Consider the following 22,352-nt stretch of genomic DNA (forward strand, 5'->3'; position numbering starts at 1 on the left):
CGCTTTGGCTTCACAAAACCACTCGACGTGACGGGAGAACTTTATTTTAAATATCACATTGGTTCGAGTGAAATAGCACATAAATCGTCAGTTCGAGTGTTTTGAGCTACGAAAAACGTATCGAGAACCTTTTACAGTAACAAAGCATCTCGATACAATTTTGTTTCGCTTTAGCTCCACAAAACCACTCGACGTGACGGTAGAGCTTTATTTTAAATAGCACATTGGTTCGAGTGAAATAGCACATGCATCGTCAGTTCGAGTGTTTTGAGGTACGAAAAACGTATCGAGAACCATATACAGTAACAAAGCGTCTCGATACAATTTTGTTTCGCTTTGGCTTCACAAAACTACTCGACGTGACGGGAGTAAATAATTTAAAATAAATAGAAGTAACAATATCTTATTAAAACGCATAACGAGCATACAGAATATATTCTACACTATACCGAAAACGGTATACTATCAACACTGCTCACTATTAAAGTTTCAACACGCGCTTAGAATCCGCAACAGCAGCTTTAAAACTGGTTGCATCTAAATCCTGTTTCCATATTGGAACAATTTTTTTCAATACTGCTTTCCCTTCTTCAGATGTTACAACTTCTGGGAAAGCAATTTCTAAAACTTCTAGCATAATTTGTGTAGCTGTAGAAGCGCCTGGGGAAGCTCCTAATAAACAAGTTATACTCCCATCTTTACTACGTACTACTTCTGTACCAAATTGCAGTTTACCACCTTCGTAATGGTCTTTTTTAATAATTTGTACACGTTGTCCAGCAACTAGAATTTCCCAATCTTCACTTCTAGCATTTTTTATAAACTTACGTAGATCGTTCATTCTATCTTCATGAGATGCTGTTACTTGTTTTACCAAATATTGGGTTAAAGGTAAATTATCCCAAAACGCGTTTAACATTGGTTTTATATTATCTGTTTTTATCGATTTAAATAAATCGAAATTGGAGCCTTCTTTTAAAAACTTAGGACTAAATCCTGCAAAGGGTCCAAACAATAAGGCGCGCTTACCATCTATAAAACGGGTATCTAAATGCGGTGTAGACATTGGTGGGTCTCCAACTCCTGCTTTACTATAGACTTTAGCAAAATGCTGGTTTATAATAGCTTCGTTTTTACACACCAACCATTCACCACTTACAGGGAAACCACCATAGCCTTCTTTTTCTGCTATTTCTACTTTTTGTAATAACAATAAGCTACCACCTCCTGCGCCTATAAATATATGTCTAGCGTCTAGATATTGTTTTTCTTTTGTTTTGGTATTTTGCACTTCTACAGACCACTCGACTTCTTTATCTGGATCTATATCTATAACAGCTTCGTTACAGTGTACGGGTGTATTATATTCTGTTTCTAAAACATGAAATAGCTTTTTAGTTAAAGCTCCAAAATTCATCTCAGCACCACGTTCTATTCTAGTAGCTGCCATAATATCACCTTCTCCTCTACCTTCTATAATTAAAGGAAACCATTGTTTCATTTTATCTATTGCAGTAGTAAACTCCATACTATCAAACATAAAATGCTCTTTTAAAGCTTCAAAACGCTTCTTTAAATAATTAGCGTTGTTTTTTCCTGTAACCCAACTATGGTGTGGCACTGTATTAATAAAATCTCTAGAGTTATCTATTAAGCCTTCAGAAATTAAATACGACCAAAATTGCTTAGAAATCTCAAATTGTTTGCAAATTTTATAGGCTTTTGTACAATCTATGCTTCCATTATCTTGTTCTGGTGTGTAATTTAATTCGCATAAAGCAGAATGTCCTGTTCCAGCGTTATTCCAAGCAGCAGAACTTTCTAAAGCCACATCTTCTAAACGTTCTAATATTAATACTTTAAGTTCTGGTTTTACCAATTTTACTAATAGTGCTAAGGTTGCACTCATAATGCCTGCGCCTACGCAGATTAAATCGTAATCGGTATTAACATCTATATTCTGCTTATTCATACTTAGTATTTATGTTCTGAATAAATATACATATTTTGACCTCAAGAACTTAATTACCACATATAAAAACTTGTATATTGTAATACGTAAGAAAAATAAATACAATCTATTATATTTATATAATACTTGTATATAATTATAAAAAATAAAATATGCCTAACGGAGGATCTGATTGTTGTGGAACTTGTTGGTTTAATTCTAAAAACGATGGTGAACTAGGATACCACGGCTCTAGAAAAGAAGGAGTTGCAACCTGCCAAATAAGAGATCTTGAAATTGAAGACCCATTTTACACCTACTGTATTAATCACCCACATCATAATCCAAATAGAGTGGAAATACCTTTAGGCCCAGTATATTTTGGAGAAGACAGACAGATTTTGATTGAATCTCCAGACACTAAAGAAACTAGAGATTCTCTTCTAAAGCTTTTACGAGAAATTGAAGAAATTCCTAAAGACGAATATCCAGCAGGAAGAGCATTAGATGAAGAAATTATAACTCAAATTGGAAAATTAGAAGAAAAAAGAGCAATCCCATCCCTTAGAAAAATAACCCATTTTAATCCTTTATCGCAACCTAAAGGAAAAAACCCTTTTAGAAGGAATAGAATCATTACTGTTGGTCTAGCGGTTGAAACTTTAGCTAAATTAAGTAAGAATGAAGCAATTCCTGAGATAGAACGGTTGATTCAATTAGGAATTCAAACTTTAGATTTAAAAAATTATAACCCAAAAGAAGACAAGTTAGCACCGATTAGATATCATGCTGCCAGAGGACTAAAATATTGCTCTAACAATAAATCAATCGAGCTTTTAAAATTAGGAATGCGTGATCCTCATCAAGAAATAAAAGCTTTTTCTAAGGATATTTTGGAGAAAAAGATTAGTGCAATAGAAATTAGTACTATCGAAAAAGAAATAGAATTTGAAGAATTAAATCGCAAATTTAATACCCAAACCAAGAAAGCTAATGACAGTAATAAGTGGTGGGAATTTTGGAAAAAAAATAATTAAATTGAACCTAACAAAAATTAGGTAATAATATTTATAGCTTTGAATTAGAGCAATTAAAACAGAATTTATTTTTAACAAAGGAGAGTTTAAAATTAAATCCAATAAACATAAGTATATTATCAAAATTAATACATTTGAACTATGTGTCGGTATGCTATAACAACCTATAAGTCTCACTATGCCTGTTTTAATTGCAGAAAAACATATAAAAGAAGACTTCTAAGTGATATTAATGGCGGCTATGATAAAGATGACAAAGAATCCCCCGCTAAATGCCCTGAATGTGGAGATTTAATGGCTAATATGGGTTTGGATTTTGAATCCCCAAAGAAAACCGACATAAAAACATGGAATCATCTATCAACTTTATATAAAGTTGGAATTACGTTTCATTCATGTGGTTGCAATGGGCCAGGCTATATACCAAATGACACAAAAACCTTAATTGATTATTTCAAAGAAATAAAAAACAACTACTTAAAACACCAACATTTTTGGGCGCAAAGAAAAGAAGATCCAGAAACACAAGGAGATATTGCAAAAGATAAATATAGAAATGCAACCTTTCTATACAGTATACCAAAAGAAATGAAAACAGGTTCTAAGAAGAAACCTAAGTACGATGCTCAAAACGCTCAAATATATTGGAATGAAAGAGTTCTAGGTATTGAGAAAAAAATTAAAGAACTTACGCTAAGCACTAAACTTAGTAGAAAATAAATAGCGTTTTACTTTTACCCGAAAGAAAAAGTACAAACCCAATGTTTAAACCAATTCTAATCTTAACCAAGCACATGAATAAAACGTTCATATTATTAATATTTTTCATGTTTATTTCCTGTAAGGATAATACGCCCAAAGAGAACAGTACAAATATTACAAAACCAGAATTTATAGAAATTATAAAAGACGATTATGAGCTCTATAAACCAGAGACGCAAGCAAAGGCCGTTTTAATTCTTTTTGGAGGCTATCCAGAAACTATAAAAGACATTAAAAGAGAGTTTAAAATACTTGAATTAGCAAAAAATAATGATATAGCTGTAATAATTTTAAATTACAATAAAAAACTTTGGTTGGAAGCTCACGAAAAATACCAACTTGCTAAAAGACTTCAAAATACTATTATAAATAATCAGTTACCAACAGACAATATTTTTATTGGTGGTTTTTCAAGTGGCGGAGTAGTAAGTCTTTTAATAAGTAATTATATCATTGAGATGAAACAATTTTATATAGACCCGAAAGGAGTATTTATTATAGATTCTCCTATTGATTTGGCTGCATTATACACGTCTTCAGAAAAAAATATTGAACAAAATTTTTCTGAAGTTTCTGTACAAGAAAGCAAATGGATAATAGAAACGTTAGAGACTACTTTTGGCAACCCAAATGAAAAGCTAAAAAAGTACGAAAACAATTCTGTTTACACCTATAAAAGTAATAATACTAATAACTTGCAAAAGTTAAAGCATACAAAAATTAGACTTTATACAGAACCAGATACACTTTGGTGGAAAAAGCACAGAATGGCAGATTATAAACAAACAAATGCTTTTTATATTAAGAAGCTAGCAGAGCGTTTAAAAGCACAACAGTTTAAAGCCGTAGAATATATTCCTACAAATAACAAAGGCTACAGAGCAAATGGAGAAAGACACCCGCACAGTTGGGCTATAGTTGACAAAGAAAATTTGATAAATTGGATGCTAAAAAACAAATAATAGCAGTTATAAATAATGTTTGTTATAACTTACATTAAGAACTCTAGCTAAGTTTTAATTTCATTTAATAATACTATGCCATTTAAAAGCTTCATTATAACAACACTATTTTTTTCTTTTACTTACATCTCCACAGCTCAAAAGTTTGAACCAGAAGATGGTAAATGCCTTGTTTTTATTGGTCAAGATCTAGAAGCAACAGGAGGGCTAACTAATTATAACAAGGGCTATACAGATTATTTTAAGACTCCAGCAGGTATAACTATATATACAAATTTATCGCCAGGAAACGAATCCTACGGATACTATAATAAAGGATTAGATGGTATTAAAACTAAAGCCAATTGGGGCGCTGGGGATTCTTGGGCAAACCTTTATATACAAGACTCTACTTATAAAAATAGTGCTATTGCTATAGGCTTATCTTTTGTAAATCATGAAAAAAACGTTGCAAAAGGAAAACATGACGACTTAATTAAAGAGCTTGCAAATTGGATAAAAGCAGCAAAACGTCCAATATTTTTAAGAATTGGTTATGAGTTTGATGGATGGGATTGGAATCATTATAAAAAGAAATATTATTTAAATACATGGAAAAAAATACATTCTATTTTTAAAGCTATGCGAGTAGATAATGTTGCTTTTGTTTGGCAATCTAAAGGAACGGGCTCCAATCAAAAACTATTAGAAAAATGGTATCCTGGAGATGATTTAGTAGATTGGTGTGCCTATTCTTACTTTGGTAAACCTGACCAAGAAATGCTCATTTTTGCAAGAAAACATGGTAAACCTGTATTTATTTCAGAAGCCACTCCTGTAAGGCAAATAGACCGCTTATATTTTGATAGTGACTTAAAAAATGTAGAACTATAAAAAACAATCTGGAAAGAATGGTTTGTTCCTTTTTTCAAGATAATAAACGACAATTTAGATGTAATTAAGGCCTTTAGTTATATCAATTCAAATTGGGCTGCTCAACCTATGTGGCAGACTAACTCTACATTTAATAAAGTAGACTCTAGACTTCAAGAAAGTAAATATGTTTCTAAAATGTGGAAAAAAGAAATGGACAAACAGCAATACCAGCATGCTTCTAATATATTTTGGAATACATGGCCTAAAATGTAGTATTTTTGACAAAAACTAAATATAAAACTACAATTTCTACTGCTTGAATGTAGTGTTATTGATAAAAAAAGAATACATGAAAAAGACAATTACAATTTTAGGAGCCTTATTAATAAGCTTTTTAAGTTATGCACAAAACCAAGGAAACTATATTTTAATTATAAATAATGATACCATTCATGTTAATCTTAATACAGATATTAAACATAAAACCTCAAAAGGAGAAAAATTAAATATAAAACTTACTCAACCTAATATACTATTGTATTCAGACAGTATGATTTCTTTTAATCACGATAAATCTCTTAGTGTCTCTAACTCTAAAATTGAAGAGGGAATAGAACAATGTATGATAATGAAATCTACAGGAAGTGGTTTTATGGTTCAAAAATATAAAACAATTAACCCTAGTGGTTTAACACGATTAATGCTAAGTGAAATAACTAAAGAGAGTCTTAATTACGGCTACACTATGAGTGAAGAAAAATTCAGTAAAAAGCTAAAAACGGGCCAAACAATAGAAGGTATAAAAGCCACGCTAACCTACAAAGGAGAAAAAGAAATATATACCGTAGCCAGTTACGGGAAAAAAGATGAAGGACTAATTTTGTTAACAATGCTGTTAAACGAAGACTCAAAAGAAGATAAAGCGGTTATTGAATTATTTTTAGATACCTTAGAGATTAAAAATTAATAACGTATTGCATAATACAGTGTAATCTTAACAGAATACACATAATACTCGAACCTTTACCCTAGCTGGCTCAAGTTTGCAACTCATAACGTAAATACTAACCCTATTTTTTTAATACAATAGGCACACAACATGAGATGGATTAGACTTATAATAGCTCTGCTAAGCGCAAAGTTTAAAAAAAAGCTGACTGGTACAGAAACCGTTTCGAAATCATTTAGAGTTTGGATTACAGATATAGATGTTTCTGTTACAAATCATGCCGCCATAATGACCATTCTAGAAACTGGTCGGTTAGATTTAATGGTAAGATCTAACTTTTTTAAAATAGCATCAAAAAACAAATGGTTTTTTCCTAGCCAAGCAATAAGTATTCAATTCTACAGACCATTAAAAATGTTCCAGAAAGCCCAAATATTAACTAGGATTTCTTACGTGGATGAAAAATGGATTTATATAGAACAAAAAATTATAAGAAAAGGAAAAACAGTTGCTGCTTGTATTGTTAAAAACACAATAAAAAAAGGTAGAAAAACGATTCCTACATCAGAAATAATGAAAGCACTTAACATTGAAAAAGTGCCAACATTTAAATATGATTTAATAAATACTTATGAATTAGAGACTATTAAAATGAACGACAGACTGATTAATCATTGGAATTAACATTTTTCAACCATTAATTTTCATAATTAATACAAGTTAATACGCTATTCTTTAAATGTGTTAAATATTATAGTTTTTCTTACCTAATAAAGCATCATTAACACATGTTTAAACCTTATAATAATCTAACACCAAATAATATACGTAGATCTACGTATTGGAATTAGCAAAAAAATATTAGACCTTTAAAAAAGCTTATAAATACCTATAATTAGGTATTGAATGCGACCTTATTGTTTGCGACTTTTACTTAAAATTAACTAACAATGATTTATTTTCTTTTTATAATTTCTGTCTTGATATATCTTGGGTTAAGATTAAGTAAGTTTTATTATGATTATCTTGAAGTTGAATATAAAGCTAAAGACAACAAGCTAACTCCAAAGTTTAATGTATTCACAACATTAAAACTATTTCTACTCAACATTTTTCAAAAAAAAAGAATTAATTGGAAATTAAACCATTCAAAAAGTCATAAATGGAGGTACGCTATTATAAAAAGTTTAAGTGAATTCTTCGCTATCTTTATAATAGTTTCATTTATTTTTAGCTTATTTCAACTTTGGTTAGATTCGACAACTAATATAGAGTATGCAAAATCTACAATTCTACAAATTGAGCATGCACAACACAAAATAAAAGAGACTATGCAGTTCTTTTCAATAAGTAGTGGTTACGAAGCTTTAATCCTTATAGTGCTTATTATATGTATTTCATCTTTTCCATTTCTAGAAAGCTTAAAGCTTAAAAAAAAGTTTCAAAAACTAAATAAGCTATTAAAATTACTACTACTCTTTTTTACCGTCTCAACCTCTTTCACCTTTTTTGGTAATAGATTAAATGCTGTAGAACAAAAAAGGATAGCAAACTTAAAAATACATAAGTTACAGATTATAGAAAATAATACTTTATTATATAGTAACATCCGTGAAAAAATTAAAGAAATTGTTATTAACGAAATATTACTAAACGAAAACATAGAAGATGTTTTAAGTAAAACTAAAGCTATTAAACCTAAGTTAGATGCTGCTACCGATAATGATGACTATGAAGATTTTAATACATTAGTTCCAGAACATATTATTAATAAGCTTAATGTTAATGTTCTAAAAAAAACACTTAAACCAAAATTTAATTTTTCGAAAGTATTTTATTATGGCGTTAATAAATACAGTAAAGCAACAAAAACGAGCACTACAAAAAGTAGTTCTACAATCTATGAGGAATTTAAGAGGAAAAACACGGATTGGTCTGAGAATAAGCATACTGCTTCAGATGTTGATAATGCTACAAAAAAATATAAAAAAGCGAGAAGTGCAAACAATATAAAATACTCTAAGTACTATCGTAAATATAAAGAACCATTAAATATAATAATAAAAAATATTTACAAAAAGACTGGAAAAAAATGGATTAATGGATTATTAGAAATTTTAAAAACAGATATTCCCTTTCTAGAGCATTTTATAGACCCCATTATTCATGAGCCTATTGAAGAATTTATTAATAATAAAACAGAAATCATTTTTAAAAAGGCATTTAATAGCACAGAAGAATCCATTAAAGCAGATATAAAAAATTGTGCTAAAGAGTTTTCAAATAGTTTTAATGCTCAAGCAAATAACAATGCTAAATTAAAAGCCTTAAATAAAGAACTCACTAAAGATTTAAAAACAGTAAACAAGGCATCTAAAAACACTGTTTACGAAATAAAAGCTTATCATAAAAAAGTAGATCGTTACTTAAGCACACTTAGTTCTAAGAGCAGGTGGGAAAACTTACGCAAAGACTTTAGAAAACGAATTAACAAAAGCAACTTAGGCTTTAAACAAAACCAAATACAACATTTTAAAACTGCTCTTGACGATTGGGAAACCTATAAAAAAAGTAATAAATACAAGTGGTACAATGCAAAAATAAAAAGCCTTGAGGATCAATTTTTCAACTACTCTAAATCTAACAACAAATTAAAAGCTAGCTGGGGATATATTTTACAACAACAAGACTGGGAAGGGGCTGTACACTACTATACCAACATTGCTCCAGAAAAAGGAGCCAGAGGTAATCCTTACTATTTATTAAAATATTATTATAACAGTACAGATAAAGGTCATGCATTCGAAAAATTATACACAAAAAAAACAAACGAATGGGTTGGAATTCTCTGTCCGCCTCACTAATTCCTATTAGTAAACAAGAATATTAGCTGTAATAAAAAAATACCGATCGGTATTTTTTTATTACATTTGTACTTATGTTAACAAAAGCAGAACTCACTACACAATTTATTTTAGAAACTGTAGCACCCATTTTTAATAAAAATGGTTATGCAGCAACAAGCATGAGTGATATTACCAAAGCAACTGGCTTAACAAAAGGTGCTATTTACGGTAATTTTGAAAATAAAGAATCTTTAGCCATAGCAGCCTTTAAATTCACAGTAAAAAACATGATGAATCAAATAGCTAAGCATCTAGAACGTAGTGACTCCCCTATTCAAAAATTATTTCTTATTTCAGACTTTTACAGAAATTATTACGATTACAGCAAACAAATTGGTGGCTGTCCTGTTCTTAACATTGGTGTAGATGCAAACAACCAAAACACAAAATTACTGGAAAAAGTACGTGTGGTAATAGAGCGAATACAAGATCAAGTAGCAACTATTATAGAAAATGGTATTGAAATAGGAGAAATTTCTTCAGAGATTAACGCAATGCATTATGCAAAACGTATAGATTCTATGATACAAGGTGCTGTATTTATGACCTATACTATGGATGATGAATTTTATATAAAAGACACCACAACACAAATAGACCACATGATACATAATGAGCTAAAAGCTTAATATTTTTTTAATTAATAATATACCGATTGGTATATTTAAATAAAACTAAAAATGAAAACATTACCAAAAGTAGTAGAAAGTAAAACCAAAATTAGATTTCAAGATTGCAATCCATTTAACCATTTAAATAACGGAAGTTATATTAACTACTTTATTAATCATCGAGAAGATGCAATTTTAGAACATTATAATTTAGATATGTTCGACATGGCAAAACGTACAGGAAAAAGTTGGGTTTCTAGTAGTAATCAAATTGCCTACTTAAAACCTGCGTTTTTAATGGAAACGGTAACAATAAGCTCTCAATTATTCCGTAAAACCGAAAGTGAATTATATGTAGAAATGCGCATGTATAATGAAAACAAAACTCAACTAAAAGCTGTTATTTGGTGTGGTTTCACACATTTTAATTTATTAGAACAAAAAAGAGCAATACATGCTGAAGATATGAATACCTTATTCGAAAGCATTTTACAACCTATTAATGCTATTACTTTTGAAGAACGCTTATTACAAATACGCTCTAAAAAAGTTATGGTTTAGTATTGTTTTCTTGAAAATATACATCTAAAAGTTAAAAACAATGCAGTCCTAATGAAAAGATTGTATTTTTATATTTTAAATTACATATTGTGTATTTGGAATTAAAAATGACTATTACATGTCAGTTCGAGTGATTTTGAGATTATTGAAATCAAAATATATTTTGATTGAAGATACCCAAGCGAAGCTTAAAAAATCGTATCGAGAACATTTTTTAAATAAAATTCTTGTTCTCGATACAGATTTCACTCATTTTCAATCGTAAAATCCACTCGAACTGACGAATATTATCAAAATATACATCTGAATAATATTATATTTTAAATAAATTTATGACTTTCAATCAATATATAGATCATACCTTACTTAAACCAACAACAACAGCAACAGATATTATTGCACTTTGTAATGAAGCAAAAATGCATGAATTCTTTTCGGTATGTGTTAACTCTTGTTATGTTAAACAAGCCAAATCTCAGCTTAAAGATAGCACCGTTAAAATCTGTAGTGTTATTGGTTTTCCTTTAGGCGCTATGAGTACAGAAGCTAAAGTTGCAGAAGCACAACAAGCTGTAAAAGATGGCGCAGACGAAATAGATATGGTTATAAATATCGGCGCTTTAAAAAGCAAAGCTTTCGATACTGTTTGGCAAGATATAGAAGCTGTTAGAAAAGCTATACCAAACACCTTATTAAAGGTTATTTTAGAAACCTGCTATCTAGATGAAATAGAAATTATAAAAGCTAGTGAACTTGCTGTAAACAGTGGTGCTAACTTTATTAAAACCTCAACTGGTTTTGGAACCAATGGTGCTACAGTTAATGCCATAAAACTAATGAAAAGTGTTACCAACAATACCGTTGTAAAAATTAAAGCTTCTGGAGGTATTAGAGATACCAAAACAGCACTTAAATATATAAATTTAGGAGTCGATAGAATTGGCACCTCATCTGGAATAGCAATTGTAACAGGCAGTAACACAAAAAACGGCAACCCATATTAAATAGAGAATGACACCAACCGTTAGGATTTCAAATAATTTACAATTAACTCCCGTTACAATTAGTAGCCAATCTAAGCTATACAAGTTAATGGAAACCATTTATCCACCCGTATATAAACATTTATGGGTTAATGAAAATTGTAGTTTTTATATTAATCTATTTTACAGTAAAAAACCGCTAGAAAAAGAACTTTTAGAACCAGATAGTCATTACTATTTTGTGGAGTATAATAACGAAACTGTTGGTATTATTAGAATACGACACAATCAAACCTCTCCAAACAGTTTTAGTAGATTATCCACCTATATTAATAGAATTTATTTAGGAACCCAAGCCCAAGGAAAAGGTGTTGCAAAACAATTGTTTCATTGGATAACAACACAAGCAATAGCCCATAACAACAACGTATTATGGTTAAAAGCTATGGATACGCAAAAACAAGCCCTTAAATTTTACTTAAAAGAAGGGTTTACAATAACAGGAAAATCTCATTTAAATTTTGAATTGTTACATGAACCATTAAGAGGTATGGTAATAATGCAAAAAGAATTACACATCACTTAATTTTATACAAAAGTTATATAATCATTAAATCCAAAATTGTACTTTAATTCCTTGTTATACTAATTGCTATTATAAAACAACATGAACGCTATAAAACTTCCTTTTACTTTTGATACTGAGGTTATAAAACAAGAACTTTTACAGTTCACCCTTAAAGACTATTACGATATTTATAATCCTTCTGTAACGCTAGAAACATTATGGTCTAAACACTTTATAGAGCCTATAATTGGTACAGATGGCTTACCAGTATTTATACCAAATGAAGCTTTAAAAAAATGCCCTTACTTATTATCGGTATTAGAAACCTTTAAATGCAATAAAGAAACCTTTAGAATTCACACCTTAGATGCAGGTGCGAGTATAAAACCACATAGAGATATAGGTTATAGTCTAGAGCATGGTAAAATACGTATTCATATTCCTGTAGAAACCAATGACCAAGTAGAAATACTACTTGATAACAAGCCCGTTAAAATGAAAACTGGAGAAACTTGGTATTGTAATTTTCACATTACTCATGAAGTTCATAATAGAAGTAACAAACCTAGAGTACATATTATTATGGATTGCATAGTTAACGATTGGATAAAAAACCTCTTTAACCAAATAGCATAAGTCTATTTTAATTTTTATACTTAATTTTGCTCCACATGCAAAAAAACATAAACATACAGAATAAGAAAGCACGATTTCAATACGAGATATTAGATAAATATACCGCAGGAATTGTCCTTACTGGAACCGAAATAAAATCTATTAGAGAGAGTAAAGCCTCTATTGCAGAGTCGTTTTGCGAGTTTAACGAAGCAGGAGAGTTATTTGTTGTTAATATGACTATTCAAGAATATCTATATGGTAATCACTACAATCATGCACCAAAAGCAGAGCGTAAACTATTGCTTAATAAACGAGAATTAAAAAAGCTAAATAAAGAAGTCCAAAACACAGGGCTTACTATTGTGCCTTTACGCTTATTTATTAACGAAAACGGTTATGCTAAGCTAGACATAGCCTTAGCAAAAGGTAAAAAGTTATACGACAAAAGAGAAACCATTAAAGATAGAGACAATAAACGCTCTCTAGATAGAATAAAGAAAAACTTTTAAAGTTTTATTTAAAATAAATTTCACAAAGTTTTAGGAATACTATAACAAACGCATGTACGTTTTATATCTATGTTTGGTGTCTATATTATAGATTTACACATAAAATAATTAGTTTCGGGCAACCTTATTTATAAAATGTGCGTCTATACTAATAGATACAAACAATAAGAAACAAAACCAACACATGTTAAAATCTTTACTATCATTTGCTATATTATTATTGTGTAGCTTTTCTTTTGCGCAAATTACAGGAACAGTAACCTCTTCAAAAAACGAAACACTTCCTGTTGTCAACATTTTTATAGATAACACTTATACAGGAACAACCACAAATAGTGAAGGGATGTATGAGCTTAATGTAACTAAGCCAGGTAATTATACTATTGTGTTTCAATATTTGGGCTATAAAACATTGAAAAAAAACGTTACTATTAAAAGTTTCCCATTTACTTTGGATGCTGTATTGGTTGAAGAAGATATTTCTTTAAATGAAGTGATTGTAAACTCTGAAGAGAATCCTGCAAATAGTATTATTAGAAATACTATCAACAATAGAAAAAAAGTCCTTAAGAAATTAAGCAAATACACATCAGACTTTTACTCTCGTGGTGTTATTCAAATTAAAAATGCACCTGAAAAAATCTTAGGTCAAGAGGTTGGAGATTTAGGTGGCGGATTAGATTCTACTAGAAGTGGTATTATATATCTATCGGAAACTATTTCTAAATTAAAATACCAAAGTCCTAAACCACTAAAAGAAAAAATAATAGCATCTAAAGTTAGTGGTGATGATAATGGTTTTAGTTTTAATAATGCTAGCGATGTTAATTTCAATTTTTATAAAAATACTTTCGAATTAGGTACACAAGTAGTTTCTCCAATCTCCGATATGGCTTTTAACTATTATCGTTATAAACTAGAAGGTGTATTTTACGATGATAAGAACAACCTAATTAATAAAATAAAAATAACGCCTAAACGTGAAAATGATAAGGCCTTCTCTGGTTACGTTTATATTATAGAAGATCAATGGAACCTATACGCTGTTGATGTAAATATTAGAGGCGCTCAAGTAAAAACTGCACCTGTAGATTTATTTACCATACAACAAACGTTTTCGTATTCAGAAAAAGATGGTGTGTGGGCATTAATATCGCAAACCTTCGATTTTAGATTTGGTCTTTTTGGTATTAAAGGAGATGGTCGTTTTACATCGGTATATAGTAATTATAACTTTTCACCAGAATTTGAAGCTAGAACATTTAACAGAGAAGTATTATCCTTTGCAGAAAACTCTAATAAAAAGGATTCTACATATTGGAGTACTATACGCCCAGTACCTTTAACCGTTGCTGAATCTACAGATTATGTAAAAAAAGATAGTATACAAATAGTAAAAGAATCTAAACCGTATTTAGATTCTATAGATCAAAAAAACAATAAATTTAAACTAGGAGACATCATAGGAGGCTACAGTTACCAAAACTCACATAAAAAGTATAGATTTAGTATAAGTTCTCCTCTTGAGCGTATTAGCTTTAATACCGTACAAGGCTGGAATGGTAATGTTGGTTTAAATTATACCAAGCGTTACGACGAGTACAAGCGTTTTTTAAGTATCAATTCTAATATAAATTATGGAGAAGCAGACGATCGTTTACGTGGTACGGCTTCTATATATTACAAGTTTAATAATAAAAATAAACGTTCTATATCGCTTTCTGGCGGTGTAAAAACTGAGCAATTTAATGCCTCTAGACCTATTTCTAGATTAGAGAATGCTGTAAGTACCTTGTTTTTTGAAGATAACTACATGAAACTTTATGATAAAAGCTTCGCTCAATTAGCATTCTCACAAGAGATACTTAACGGCTTTTTCTTTAATTCTTCTTTAAGTTACGAACGTAGAAAAGCATTATTTAATAATACAGACTATACTTTAATTAATGAAGATGGAGATCGTTATACAAGTAACAACCCTGTAAATGAGTTAGCTTATGGTATTGCTCCTTTTAGCACACACAATATTGTTAAATTTAATGCCATTACAACAATAAATTTTGCACAAAACTATTTAAGTTATCCAGACGGAAAGTATAACATACGAAGTAATAAATACCCCACTTTAAGCATTGGTTACGAAAAAGGATTGGGAGCAACTAACGAAAACTATAATTTCGATCAGTTTAAGGTTAGACTAAGACAAAATGTATCTTTGGGTAATAAAGGCCTTTTTAGATACAATGTAAGCGGTGGGACCTTCTCTAACGCAGATAATATAGCCTTTATGGATTATCATCACTTCAATGGCAATCAAACCAACGTTAAATTGGATGGATCGTACTTAAATGCCTTTAAAAATTTACCATATTACGGGCTAAGCACTAATAAATCGTATGCAGAAATGCATGTAGAACATAATTTTAATGGTTTTATTTTAAATAAAATACCATTATTAAATAAACTTAACTTTAACCTAATTATAGGCGCAAATGCAGCTATAACACAAGACAACAAACCTTATAGTGAATATTCTATCGGAATAGATAATTTAGGGTTTGGTAAATTTAGATTTTTACGTGTAGATTATGTTCGCTCTTACCAAAGTGGTTTTTTAAATGATGCCGTTTTATTTGGATTTAGCTTTTAAACACACTGAAATGTAATAATTAACGTTATTACTAAAGACTATGCATAAGTAATTTTATTAATAGAAAACAATTCTTAAATATAAATTTGTAAATATTATTGAAACTTAACCAAATCAATAAAACCTTACAGGTTGTCCTTTTTGTATTATAATGCTACTATCATGTCTAGCTTAACTTGTTTCAGCATCACATAACGGCTAAAAACATAGATGCTTTATAGTGAGAACCTGAAACAAGTTTAGGTTGACAGCAGACTTTATAATTGATTACGGATAATCAAAAAACCTTATTACAAATTCATATTTAAGAAAACTATATAAAGATTGTTATAACGCAATTTTAAATAAAGGATCAAAAAAATGGGTAATGAAATAGTTTTTTTGAAACTTAATAGTACAAGCTATAACTAACTTCTATATAAACACCAATAATAACAACAAACAACCATGTTATTATTAGTCATTGCAAACCACCTTGATTTGTTTAAAAACAATATCAACGCTATTAATATTATTAATTTTAAATGCAGAAAAAATGTAACGATATTCGTATTTCGCTACTTATATTAAAATACGAATTTATGACTAAGGCAATTTTAATTATCGGTACTGCTCTTTTAGGGCTAGCAATAACTATTGGTATTATTGGGATGCGTTATTTTTCATCCAATAAAATTAATATTATAAATTTTATAAAGGAGAACCCAGACAAAGCGGCCATTACACTTATTAGAAACAATAAAATTATTGCTAATAAAAATGCAGAACGATTGCAACCGCTAGCTAGTACTGTTAAAATAATTATAGCTATAGAATATGCAGAGCAAGCAGCCAATGGTACTATAAACCCAGAAACACTTATTCCTTTAAAAGAGTTAGACACTTATTATGCTGCTTATACAGATGGTGGCGCACATACCGCATGGTTAAAATATGTAGAACCAGATATTAAAGACAACAAAATAAGTATTCGGAACATTGCAAAAGGGATGATTTTATTTAGCTCTAATGCAAATACAGAATGGCTACAACATAAACTAGGTTTAAAAAACATAAACAACCGTATTAAAACATTAGGTATAGAAAATCATTCCGAAATTTATTATTTAGTATCCTCTTTATTTGTTGGCAAGGAAGCATTTCCTCAATTTAAAAGACAGGGCCTACAAATTGCTTTAAAAGGAATGCCTTTAAAAAATTATATAGCGTCTACCGAGATTATACATAATAAACTATTATCTGATACTTTATACAAGAAAGATTTAGGAGATTTAAGCATGCCAATACAAAAAATATGGTCCGATAATTTACCAGCATCTACTACAAAAGAATATGCAAAATTAATGCAGAAATTTAATTCTAAAACTTATTTCACCTCTAATGTACAGACCCTTTTAGATAATGTTATGGAAGGATTAATGCAAAGCCCCAGAAATAAAGCAAACTTAAAGCATGCTGGAACTAAAGGAGGCTCGACATCTTTTGTACTAACTAAAGCTTTTTACGCTACCGATAAAAAAGGAAATACAACAGAGCTTGCCCTATTTTTTAATAACTTAACACCTACAGAAGCACAACAACTAACAGAAAGTCTAAATGATTTTATTATTACTATTTTATTCGATGAAAGCTTTTTAAATGTTATAACTAACACTTTAAAAGAGTAACCTTATTGTACCAAAAACTGAATTAAAATAAAAATACGACTTGAAGACTAAAAACTACTATTTTTTAATCATCTTTATCGTTTTAGAAGCACCTTTATAAGTTACATTAACGAAATATATACCTGAAGCTAACAAAGACGTATCAATTGTATTTTTATTTTTAACAGATGCAACTACTCTCCCAAAGCTATCATAACAAACGACCTTATAATTTGAATACGGAATAGAAACTTGCAATTCTTTTTGAAATGGGTTAGGATATACCACTATGTTTTTATCTGTGAATTCGGTTACTGAAAGTAAATTACAAAACGGATTTGTTGTAGATGCCGTATTAAAAGTTCCGTTCTCTATATACCAATTTTCCCATGTCCCGCCATTACCGTTAGTCCAATCACTTAATTCAAAATAGTTTTCTCCAGTAGTCATTCCAGGAACTTTGTACACTTTTAAAGCTTCTCCACCCTTATTCCAGTCTAAAGGATTACCACTAGAACAAAGCTCTGGGCTAAAGTTTTCTATATTACAATTACTGCTAATAAAATAAGCATGTTCTTCATAATTTGGATAATCTCCATACACATAAGCTCTACCACTATTATCTACGCATACTGCTGTGTATTCATTACAGGCTATACCAAAAGAGGCAAAGCCAGTATCTGTAGCATGTCTTGCTAGAAAAACACTATGCCTTGCACGCCTATCTGGGTCATCATAATGCGTATCTGTTATTACACCTTCTAAATATGGAATATCTAAAAAATCATTATACCCTAAAGAGACTTTATTATCGTATGGATTTGCTAATGCTTCTGCATTTGTTACTGTACCATTTTCTGCATCAAAATAACTACTTCCTAAAATAGCCATTCCTGCGCTAGTACCACCTATAACACCTTGCTTTGTATTTATAAATTCATTTAAAGCTAATTCTGCAGCATTATCTTTAAAATAATTTATGTAGTTATATTGGTTACCACCTGCAAACCAAATCGCTTCAGCTTTTTCTATTTTATCTAAAACATAACTGTCAATTGCGCCATTAACATTATTAATAACAAATGTTCTTACTGAATTTATTGAAACACCTAATTCGGTATAAAAATAATCGTTATAACCATCACTTCCTGATGCTCTTAGTACTACAACGTCACCTCCATTGGCTTTTTCTAAAAACCAAATCATAGCTTCGTCACTCTCGCTAGCACCGCCCATTAAACAAATTCCAGATTCGGGTACAACAACTAAATCATTGATGTTTCCTGTAAGATATTCTGTATAATCTTGAGAAAAGCTTGTAAAGGATACTACTAATAATATATAAATTAAACATTTCATGCCTTTCTAGTTTTTGTTCTCTAGTAAAGGTACAAAACGAAATTCTCCTAGTTCAGTTTTTTCAAAAGCTTTAGGGCCAGTTCTAACAAAAAGTGTCATAGTTTGTACTTTATTGCCCACAGGAATTACTAAACGTCCACCAATTGCCAATTGTGCTAACAACGGTTTAGGTACAAAAGGGGCGCCTGCTGTGACTATAATACTAGTAAAAGGCGCTTCTTCTACCATCCCCTTATAGCCATCTCCAAAAATTAATTTTTTAGGTCTATACCCTAATTTTGGTAAAAACTTACTCGTTTTTTTAAACAACTCTTGTTGGCGCTCTATACTATATACTTTAGCACCTAACTCGCATAACACAGCTGTTTGATAGCCGCTTCCTGTACCTATTTCTAAGACCTTATCACCTCTTTTAACTTGTAATAACTCACTTTGAAAAGCCACAGTATAGGGTTGTGAAATGGTTTGGTCTGCAGCAATAGGAAATGCTTTATCTTGGTAGGCATGATCTAAAAAACTAGAATCCATAAATAAATGTCTAGGTATTTTAGTAATGGCTTTTAAAACAGCTTCATTAGCTATTCCTTTGGATTTCAATACAGAAACCAACTGTAATCGTAAGCCTTGATGTTTAAAAGTATCGTTCAAAAGTTAGAGAGTTTAGTAGGGATAAAATTAGTGAAAGATTTTAAAGTCGAAAACTAATTTCTCTATAAATTATAGTATCCATAGCTAAAGTCCATTTTATTAGCATATTCGCATAAATAAATACCGAAAAATACTTAGTTTTGTTGAAAACGTAATAGAGAATGCTAAACGCTGGAGTATTAGGTGCTGGACACCTTGGTAAAATTCATTTAAGACTACTAAATCAATCTAAAAAATATAACCTTGTTGGGTTTTATGATGCAGACGAGGCTAATGCCAAAAGAGTAGAAGAAGAATTTGGTTATAAATACTTTAATACTATTGAAGCTTTAATAGAAGCTGTAGATATGGTAGATATTGTAACTCCTACGCTATCACATTACGATTGTGCTAAGCAAGCTATTGCAAAGGGCAAAAATATTTTTATAGAAAAACCTATAACTAATACTGTTGAAGAAGCAGAAACTTTAAGGGCTTTAGTTGCAGAACATGGTGTAAAAGGACAAGTGGGGCATGTAGAACGTTTTAATCCTGCCTTTATAGCTGTAAAAGAACAACTAGATTCACCAATGTTTATAGAAGCACACCGTTTAGCAGAGTTTAATCCGCGTGGTACAGATGTTCCTGTGGTTTTAGATTTAATGATTCATGATATAGATGTTATCCTTAGTGTAGTACAATCTAAAGTAAAGCATGTGTCTGCCAGTGGTGTTTCTGTAATAAGTGATACTCCAGATATTGCCAATGCAAGAATAGAGTTTGTAAATGGCTGCGTTGCGAACTTAACTGCAAGTAGGATTTCGTTAAAAAACATGAGAAAAACGAGATTCTTTCAAAAAGATGCCTACATCTCTGTAGATTTCTTAGAAAAAAAATGTGAAGTTGTAAAAATGAAAGATGCTCCGGAAAACCCTGGAGACTTTGATATGATTCTTCAAAATGCAGAAGGTATAAAAAAACAGATTTACTTCGATAATCCAGAAATATCTACAAACAATGCCATTTTAGATGAGCTTGAAACGTTTGCAGATGCTATAAATAATAACACCAAGCCTATTGTTACATTACATGATGGAACAGAAGCATTGCGTGTGGCTACAATGATTATTAATCAGTTTTAATTTCCACGAAAGAGAACATCTCATACCTTAAATATAATTTTTTAACATTAACAAGATTCCTGTATTTGCGGGAATAAAAAATAAACTTTTCTATGAAAAACATAGCAGTAATTGGAGCAGGAACAATGGGTAATGGTATTGCTCACACTTTTGCACAATCAGGATTTAAAGTACAACTTATTGATATTAGTGAAGCGTCTTTAAAAAGAGGACTAGCAACTATTACTAAAAATTTAGATAGAATGGTTGCTAAAGAGAAAATCTCTGAAGCAGACAAAGTAGCAACTCTAGAAAACATAACAACGTATACAAACATAAACGAAGGTGTAGAATATGCTGGTTTAGTTGTAGAAGCTGCTACAGAAAACTTAGACTTAAAACTTAAAATATTTAAACAGTTAGACGAGGCCTGCCCAGAAGACACTATTTTAGCTACAAACACCTCTTCTATCTCCATTACTCAAATTGCAGCAGTAACTTCTAGACCAGAAATGGTAATAGGTATGCACTTTATGAATCCTGTACCAATTATGAAGTTAGTAGAAATTATTCGTGGTTACAATACCAGTGACGATGTAACCAATACTATAATGGAGTTAAGTAAAACTTTAGGAAAAGTTCCTACAGAGGTTAACGATTATCCTGGTTTTGTTGCTAACAGGATTTTAATGCCAATGTTAAACGAAGCTATCGAAACGTTATATAACGGTGTTGCGGGTGTTAGTGAAATAGATACAGTTATGAAATTAGGAATGGCTCACCCTATGGGACCATTACAATTAGCCGATTTTATTGGTTTAGATGTCTGTTTATCTATATTAAATGTAATGTACGATGGTTTTAAAAACCCTAAATATGCACCGTGTCCTTTATTAGTAAATATGGTTAATGCGGGTAAATTAGGTGTTAAATCTGGTGAAGGATTTTACGATTATAGCGAAAGTAGAAAAGCTGAAAAAGTAGCTAAACAATTCGCTTAATCTATATAAAATGTAAAATATGAAGTTTCATATTAAAACAATAGTATCTGTTATTGTTATATTAGTTATCGTCTCTTGTAAAATGGAAACAAAACAAGCAACAGAAGATACTATTGTTTTAAGCGAAACAACTTCAAAAATAACAATAGAAGATACCACCAAAGGCGTTATTAATTATAGAGCTTTATTTAAATCTAATCCCAATTTTGTAGCAAATAGTTTTGACTTTCCTGTAGGTAAACCAGATGCTAAAGGCTACTACAACGCTCAACCTTTTGGAGAAAATAATCATTTAGGTGATGACTGGAATGGTGTGGGTGGCGGAAACTCAGATTTAGGCGACCCTATCTACAGTATTGCTAATGGATACATAGCAGAAGTAAAAAATTATGAAGGCGGTTGGGGTAATGTTGCCCAAATAGTACATTATTATAATAATAAACTATATAAATCTTTATACGCACATTGCGATAGTATTGTTGTTACAGAAGGTAGCTTTGTAAAAAAAGGAGACCAAATTGCAACAATAGGTAACTGCAACGGAATCTATCTCGCGCACTTGCACTTAGAAATTAGAGATGCCTTAACTTTAGATATTGGTAATGGTTACTCTAATGAAACAATTGGCTATTTAGATCCTACTTTATTTATAAAAAATAATAGAGAGTAAAAAACA

Annotated in this window: 22 protein-coding genes; 19 read left to right on the top strand and 3 right to left on the bottom strand. The window is 30.5% G+C overall.

Going from position 1 to position 22,352, the window contains the following annotated elements:
- Nucleotides 1-481 precede the first annotated feature (481 nt).
- Complete coding sequence (gene mqo / locus ACVC08_RS19575) at nt 482-1,972, bottom strand: malate dehydrogenase (quinone) (RefSeq protein ID WP_452603334.1); 1,491 nt, start codon at nt 1,970-1,972, stop codon at nt 482-484.
- 152 nt (nt 1,973-2,124) lie between these two features.
- On the opposite strand from mqo, the gene ACVC08_RS19580 reads away from it, so the two are divergent.
- From ACVC08_RS19580 to ACVC08_RS19655, 16 genes are all read left to right on the top strand, one after another.
- Entirely contained in the window at nt 2,125-2,988 is an 864-nt protein-coding gene (locus tag ACVC08_RS19580) for a HEAT repeat domain-containing protein (protein ID WP_452603335.1), read from the top strand.
- 141 nt (nt 2,989-3,129) lie between these two features.
- Complete coding sequence (locus ACVC08_RS19585; protein ID WP_452603336.1) at nt 3,130-3,708, top strand: hypothetical protein; 579 nt, start codon at nt 3,130-3,132, stop codon at nt 3,706-3,708.
- Nucleotides 3,709-3,782: 74 nt separating this feature from the next.
- Nucleotides 3,783-4,712, top strand: coding sequence for a hypothetical protein (locus ACVC08_RS19590; RefSeq protein WP_452603337.1), 930 nt, complete (start codon nt 3,783-3,785; stop codon nt 4,710-4,712).
- A gap of 75 nt (nt 4,713-4,787) precedes the next feature.
- The gene (locus tag ACVC08_RS19595) at nt 4,788-5,585 is read left to right on the top strand and encodes a 1,4-beta-xylanase (RefSeq protein WP_452603338.1); all 798 of its coding nucleotides are present in this window, start codon (nt 4,788-4,790) and stop codon (nt 5,583-5,585) included.
- A gap of 108 nt (nt 5,586-5,693) precedes the next feature.
- The gene (locus ACVC08_RS19600; RefSeq protein WP_452603339.1) at nt 5,694-5,840 is read left to right on the top strand and encodes a hypothetical protein; all 147 of its coding nucleotides are present in this window, start codon (nt 5,694-5,696) and stop codon (nt 5,838-5,840) included.
- 76 nt (nt 5,841-5,916) lie between these two features.
- Nucleotides 5,917-6,534: a hypothetical protein gene (locus tag ACVC08_RS19605; RefSeq protein WP_452603340.1), complete on the top strand. Its 618-nt coding sequence runs from the start codon at nt 5,917-5,919 to the stop codon at nt 6,532-6,534.
- A 132-nt stretch (nt 6,535-6,666) separates the two neighbouring features.
- Nucleotides 6,667-7,200 (top strand): acyl-CoA thioesterase, encoded by a 534-nt coding sequence (locus tag ACVC08_RS19610; protein ID WP_452603341.1) that lies wholly within the window; start codon nt 6,667-6,669, stop codon nt 7,198-7,200.
- A gap of 266 nt (nt 7,201-7,466) precedes the next feature.
- On the top strand, nt 7,467-9,380 hold the full coding sequence (locus tag ACVC08_RS19615) for a hypothetical protein (protein ID WP_452603342.1): 1,914 nt from the start codon (nt 7,467-7,469) through the stop codon (nt 9,378-9,380).
- Nucleotides 9,381-9,454: 74 nt separating this feature from the next.
- Nucleotides 9,455-10,051 carry a TetR/AcrR family transcriptional regulator gene (locus tag ACVC08_RS19620; protein WP_452603343.1) on the top strand — a complete coding sequence of 199 codons (597 nt, stop codon included), beginning with the start codon at nt 9,455-9,457 and terminating at the stop codon, nt 10,049-10,051.
- 51 nt (nt 10,052-10,102) lie between these two features.
- The gene (locus ACVC08_RS19625; protein WP_452603344.1) at nt 10,103-10,594 is read left to right on the top strand and encodes an acyl-CoA thioesterase; all 492 of its coding nucleotides are present in this window, start codon (nt 10,103-10,105) and stop codon (nt 10,592-10,594) included.
- 332 nt (nt 10,595-10,926) lie between these two features.
- Nucleotides 10,927-11,598, top strand: coding sequence for a deoxyribose-phosphate aldolase (gene deoC, locus ACVC08_RS19630; RefSeq protein ID WP_452603345.1), 672 nt, complete (start codon nt 10,927-10,929; stop codon nt 11,596-11,598).
- Between the two features lie 7 nt (nt 11,599-11,605).
- Nucleotides 11,606-12,163 (top strand): GNAT family N-acetyltransferase, encoded by a 558-nt coding sequence (locus ACVC08_RS19635; protein WP_452603346.1) that lies wholly within the window; start codon nt 11,606-11,608, stop codon nt 12,161-12,163.
- A gap of 81 nt (nt 12,164-12,244) precedes the next feature.
- On the top strand, nt 12,245-12,781 hold the full coding sequence (locus ACVC08_RS19640) for an aspartyl/asparaginyl beta-hydroxylase domain-containing protein (RefSeq protein ID WP_452603347.1): 537 nt from the start codon (nt 12,245-12,247) through the stop codon (nt 12,779-12,781).
- A 35-nt stretch (nt 12,782-12,816) separates the two neighbouring features.
- Nucleotides 12,817-13,272: an SsrA-binding protein SmpB gene (smpB, locus tag ACVC08_RS19645; RefSeq protein ID WP_452596829.1), complete on the top strand. Its 456-nt coding sequence runs from the start codon at nt 12,817-12,819 to the stop codon at nt 13,270-13,272.
- A 184-nt stretch (nt 13,273-13,456) separates the two neighbouring features.
- Complete coding sequence (locus ACVC08_RS19650; RefSeq protein ID WP_452603348.1) at nt 13,457-15,922, top strand: DUF5686 and carboxypeptidase regulatory-like domain-containing protein; 2,466 nt, start codon at nt 13,457-13,459, stop codon at nt 15,920-15,922.
- A gap of 581 nt (nt 15,923-16,503) precedes the next feature.
- Complete coding sequence (locus ACVC08_RS19655; RefSeq protein ID WP_452603349.1) at nt 16,504-17,589, top strand: serine hydrolase; 1,086 nt, start codon at nt 16,504-16,506, stop codon at nt 17,587-17,589.
- A gap of 57 nt (nt 17,590-17,646) precedes the next feature.
- On the opposite strand, the gene ACVC08_RS19660 is transcribed toward ACVC08_RS19655, so the two are convergent.
- The gene (locus ACVC08_RS19660; RefSeq protein ID WP_452603350.1) at nt 17,647-18,927 is read right to left on the bottom strand and encodes a T9SS type A sorting domain-containing protein; all 1,281 of its coding nucleotides are present in this window, start codon (nt 18,925-18,927) and stop codon (nt 17,647-17,649) included.
- Between the two features lie 6 nt (nt 18,928-18,933).
- Nucleotides 18,934-19,575 carry a protein-L-isoaspartate(D-aspartate) O-methyltransferase gene (locus ACVC08_RS19665; protein WP_452603351.1) on the bottom strand — a complete coding sequence of 214 codons (642 nt, stop codon included), beginning with the start codon at nt 19,573-19,575 and terminating at the stop codon, nt 18,934-18,936.
- 161 nt (nt 19,576-19,736) lie between these two features.
- Between ACVC08_RS19665 and ACVC08_RS19670 the strand changes: the two genes are divergently transcribed.
- The 3 genes from ACVC08_RS19670 to ACVC08_RS19680 all read left to right on the top strand — a co-directional run bounded on the left by ACVC08_RS19670 (nt 19,737) and on the right by ACVC08_RS19680 (nt 22,346).
- Complete coding sequence (locus ACVC08_RS19670; protein ID WP_452599925.1) at nt 19,737-20,696, top strand: Gfo/Idh/MocA family protein; 960 nt, start codon at nt 19,737-19,739, stop codon at nt 20,694-20,696.
- A 92-nt stretch (nt 20,697-20,788) separates the two neighbouring features.
- Nucleotides 20,789-21,676, top strand: a complete 888-nt coding sequence (locus tag ACVC08_RS19675) for a 3-hydroxybutyryl-CoA dehydrogenase (RefSeq protein WP_452603352.1) — start codon at nt 20,789-20,791, stop codon at nt 21,674-21,676.
- A 19-nt stretch (nt 21,677-21,695) separates the two neighbouring features.
- Nucleotides 21,696-22,346: a M23 family metallopeptidase gene (locus ACVC08_RS19680; RefSeq protein ID WP_452597877.1), complete on the top strand. Its 651-nt coding sequence runs from the start codon at nt 21,696-21,698 to the stop codon at nt 22,344-22,346.
- Nucleotides 22,347-22,352 lie beyond the last annotated feature (6 nt).

The organism is Pontimicrobium sp. MEBiC06410 (assembly GCF_053601615.1).

Excerpts from the sequence above, each read along its gene's own strand:
- mqo (WP_452603334.1), bottom strand. The coding sequence starts at position 1,972 with ATGAATAAGCAGAATATAGATGTTAATACCGATTACGATTTAATCTGC.
- ACVC08_RS19580 (WP_452603335.1), top strand. The coding sequence starts at position 2,125 with ATGCCTAACGGAGGATCTGATTGTTGTGGAACTTGTTGGTTTAATTCT.
- ACVC08_RS19585 (WP_452603336.1), top strand. The coding sequence starts at position 3,130 with ATGTGTCGGTATGCTATAACAACCTATAAGTCTCACTATGCCTGTTTT.
- ACVC08_RS19590 (WP_452603337.1), top strand. The coding sequence starts at position 3,783 with ATGAATAAAACGTTCATATTATTAATATTTTTCATGTTTATTTCCTGT.
- ACVC08_RS19595 (WP_452603338.1), top strand. The coding sequence starts at position 4,788 with ATGCCATTTAAAAGCTTCATTATAACAACACTATTTTTTTCTTTTACT.
- ACVC08_RS19600 (WP_452603339.1), top strand. The coding sequence starts at position 5,694 with ATGTGGCAGACTAACTCTACATTTAATAAAGTAGACTCTAGACTTCAA.
- ACVC08_RS19605 (WP_452603340.1), top strand. The coding sequence starts at position 5,917 with ATGAAAAAGACAATTACAATTTTAGGAGCCTTATTAATAAGCTTTTTA.
- ACVC08_RS19610 (WP_452603341.1), top strand. The coding sequence starts at position 6,667 with ATGAGATGGATTAGACTTATAATAGCTCTGCTAAGCGCAAAGTTTAAA.
- ACVC08_RS19615 (WP_452603342.1), top strand. The coding sequence starts at position 7,467 with ATGATTTATTTTCTTTTTATAATTTCTGTCTTGATATATCTTGGGTTA.
- ACVC08_RS19620 (WP_452603343.1), top strand. The coding sequence starts at position 9,455 with ATGTTAACAAAAGCAGAACTCACTACACAATTTATTTTAGAAACTGTA.
- ACVC08_RS19625 (WP_452603344.1), top strand. The coding sequence starts at position 10,103 with ATGAAAACATTACCAAAAGTAGTAGAAAGTAAAACCAAAATTAGATTT.
- deoC (WP_452603345.1), top strand. The coding sequence starts at position 10,927 with ATGACTTTCAATCAATATATAGATCATACCTTACTTAAACCAACAACA.
- ACVC08_RS19635 (WP_452603346.1), top strand. The coding sequence starts at position 11,606 with ATGACACCAACCGTTAGGATTTCAAATAATTTACAATTAACTCCCGTT.
- ACVC08_RS19640 (WP_452603347.1), top strand. The coding sequence starts at position 12,245 with ATGAACGCTATAAAACTTCCTTTTACTTTTGATACTGAGGTTATAAAA.
- smpB (WP_452596829.1), top strand. The coding sequence starts at position 12,817 with ATGCAAAAAAACATAAACATACAGAATAAGAAAGCACGATTTCAATAC.
- ACVC08_RS19650 (WP_452603348.1), top strand. The coding sequence starts at position 13,457 with ATGTTAAAATCTTTACTATCATTTGCTATATTATTATTGTGTAGCTTT.
- ACVC08_RS19655 (WP_452603349.1), top strand. The coding sequence starts at position 16,504 with ATGACTAAGGCAATTTTAATTATCGGTACTGCTCTTTTAGGGCTAGCA.
- ACVC08_RS19660 (WP_452603350.1), bottom strand. The coding sequence starts at position 18,927 with ATGAAATGTTTAATTTATATATTATTAGTAGTATCCTTTACAAGCTTT.
- ACVC08_RS19670 (WP_452599925.1), top strand. The coding sequence starts at position 19,737 with ATGCTAAACGCTGGAGTATTAGGTGCTGGACACCTTGGTAAAATTCAT.
- ACVC08_RS19675 (WP_452603352.1), top strand. The coding sequence starts at position 20,789 with ATGAAAAACATAGCAGTAATTGGAGCAGGAACAATGGGTAATGGTATT.
- ACVC08_RS19680 (WP_452597877.1), top strand. The coding sequence starts at position 21,696 with ATGAAGTTTCATATTAAAACAATAGTATCTGTTATTGTTATATTAGTT.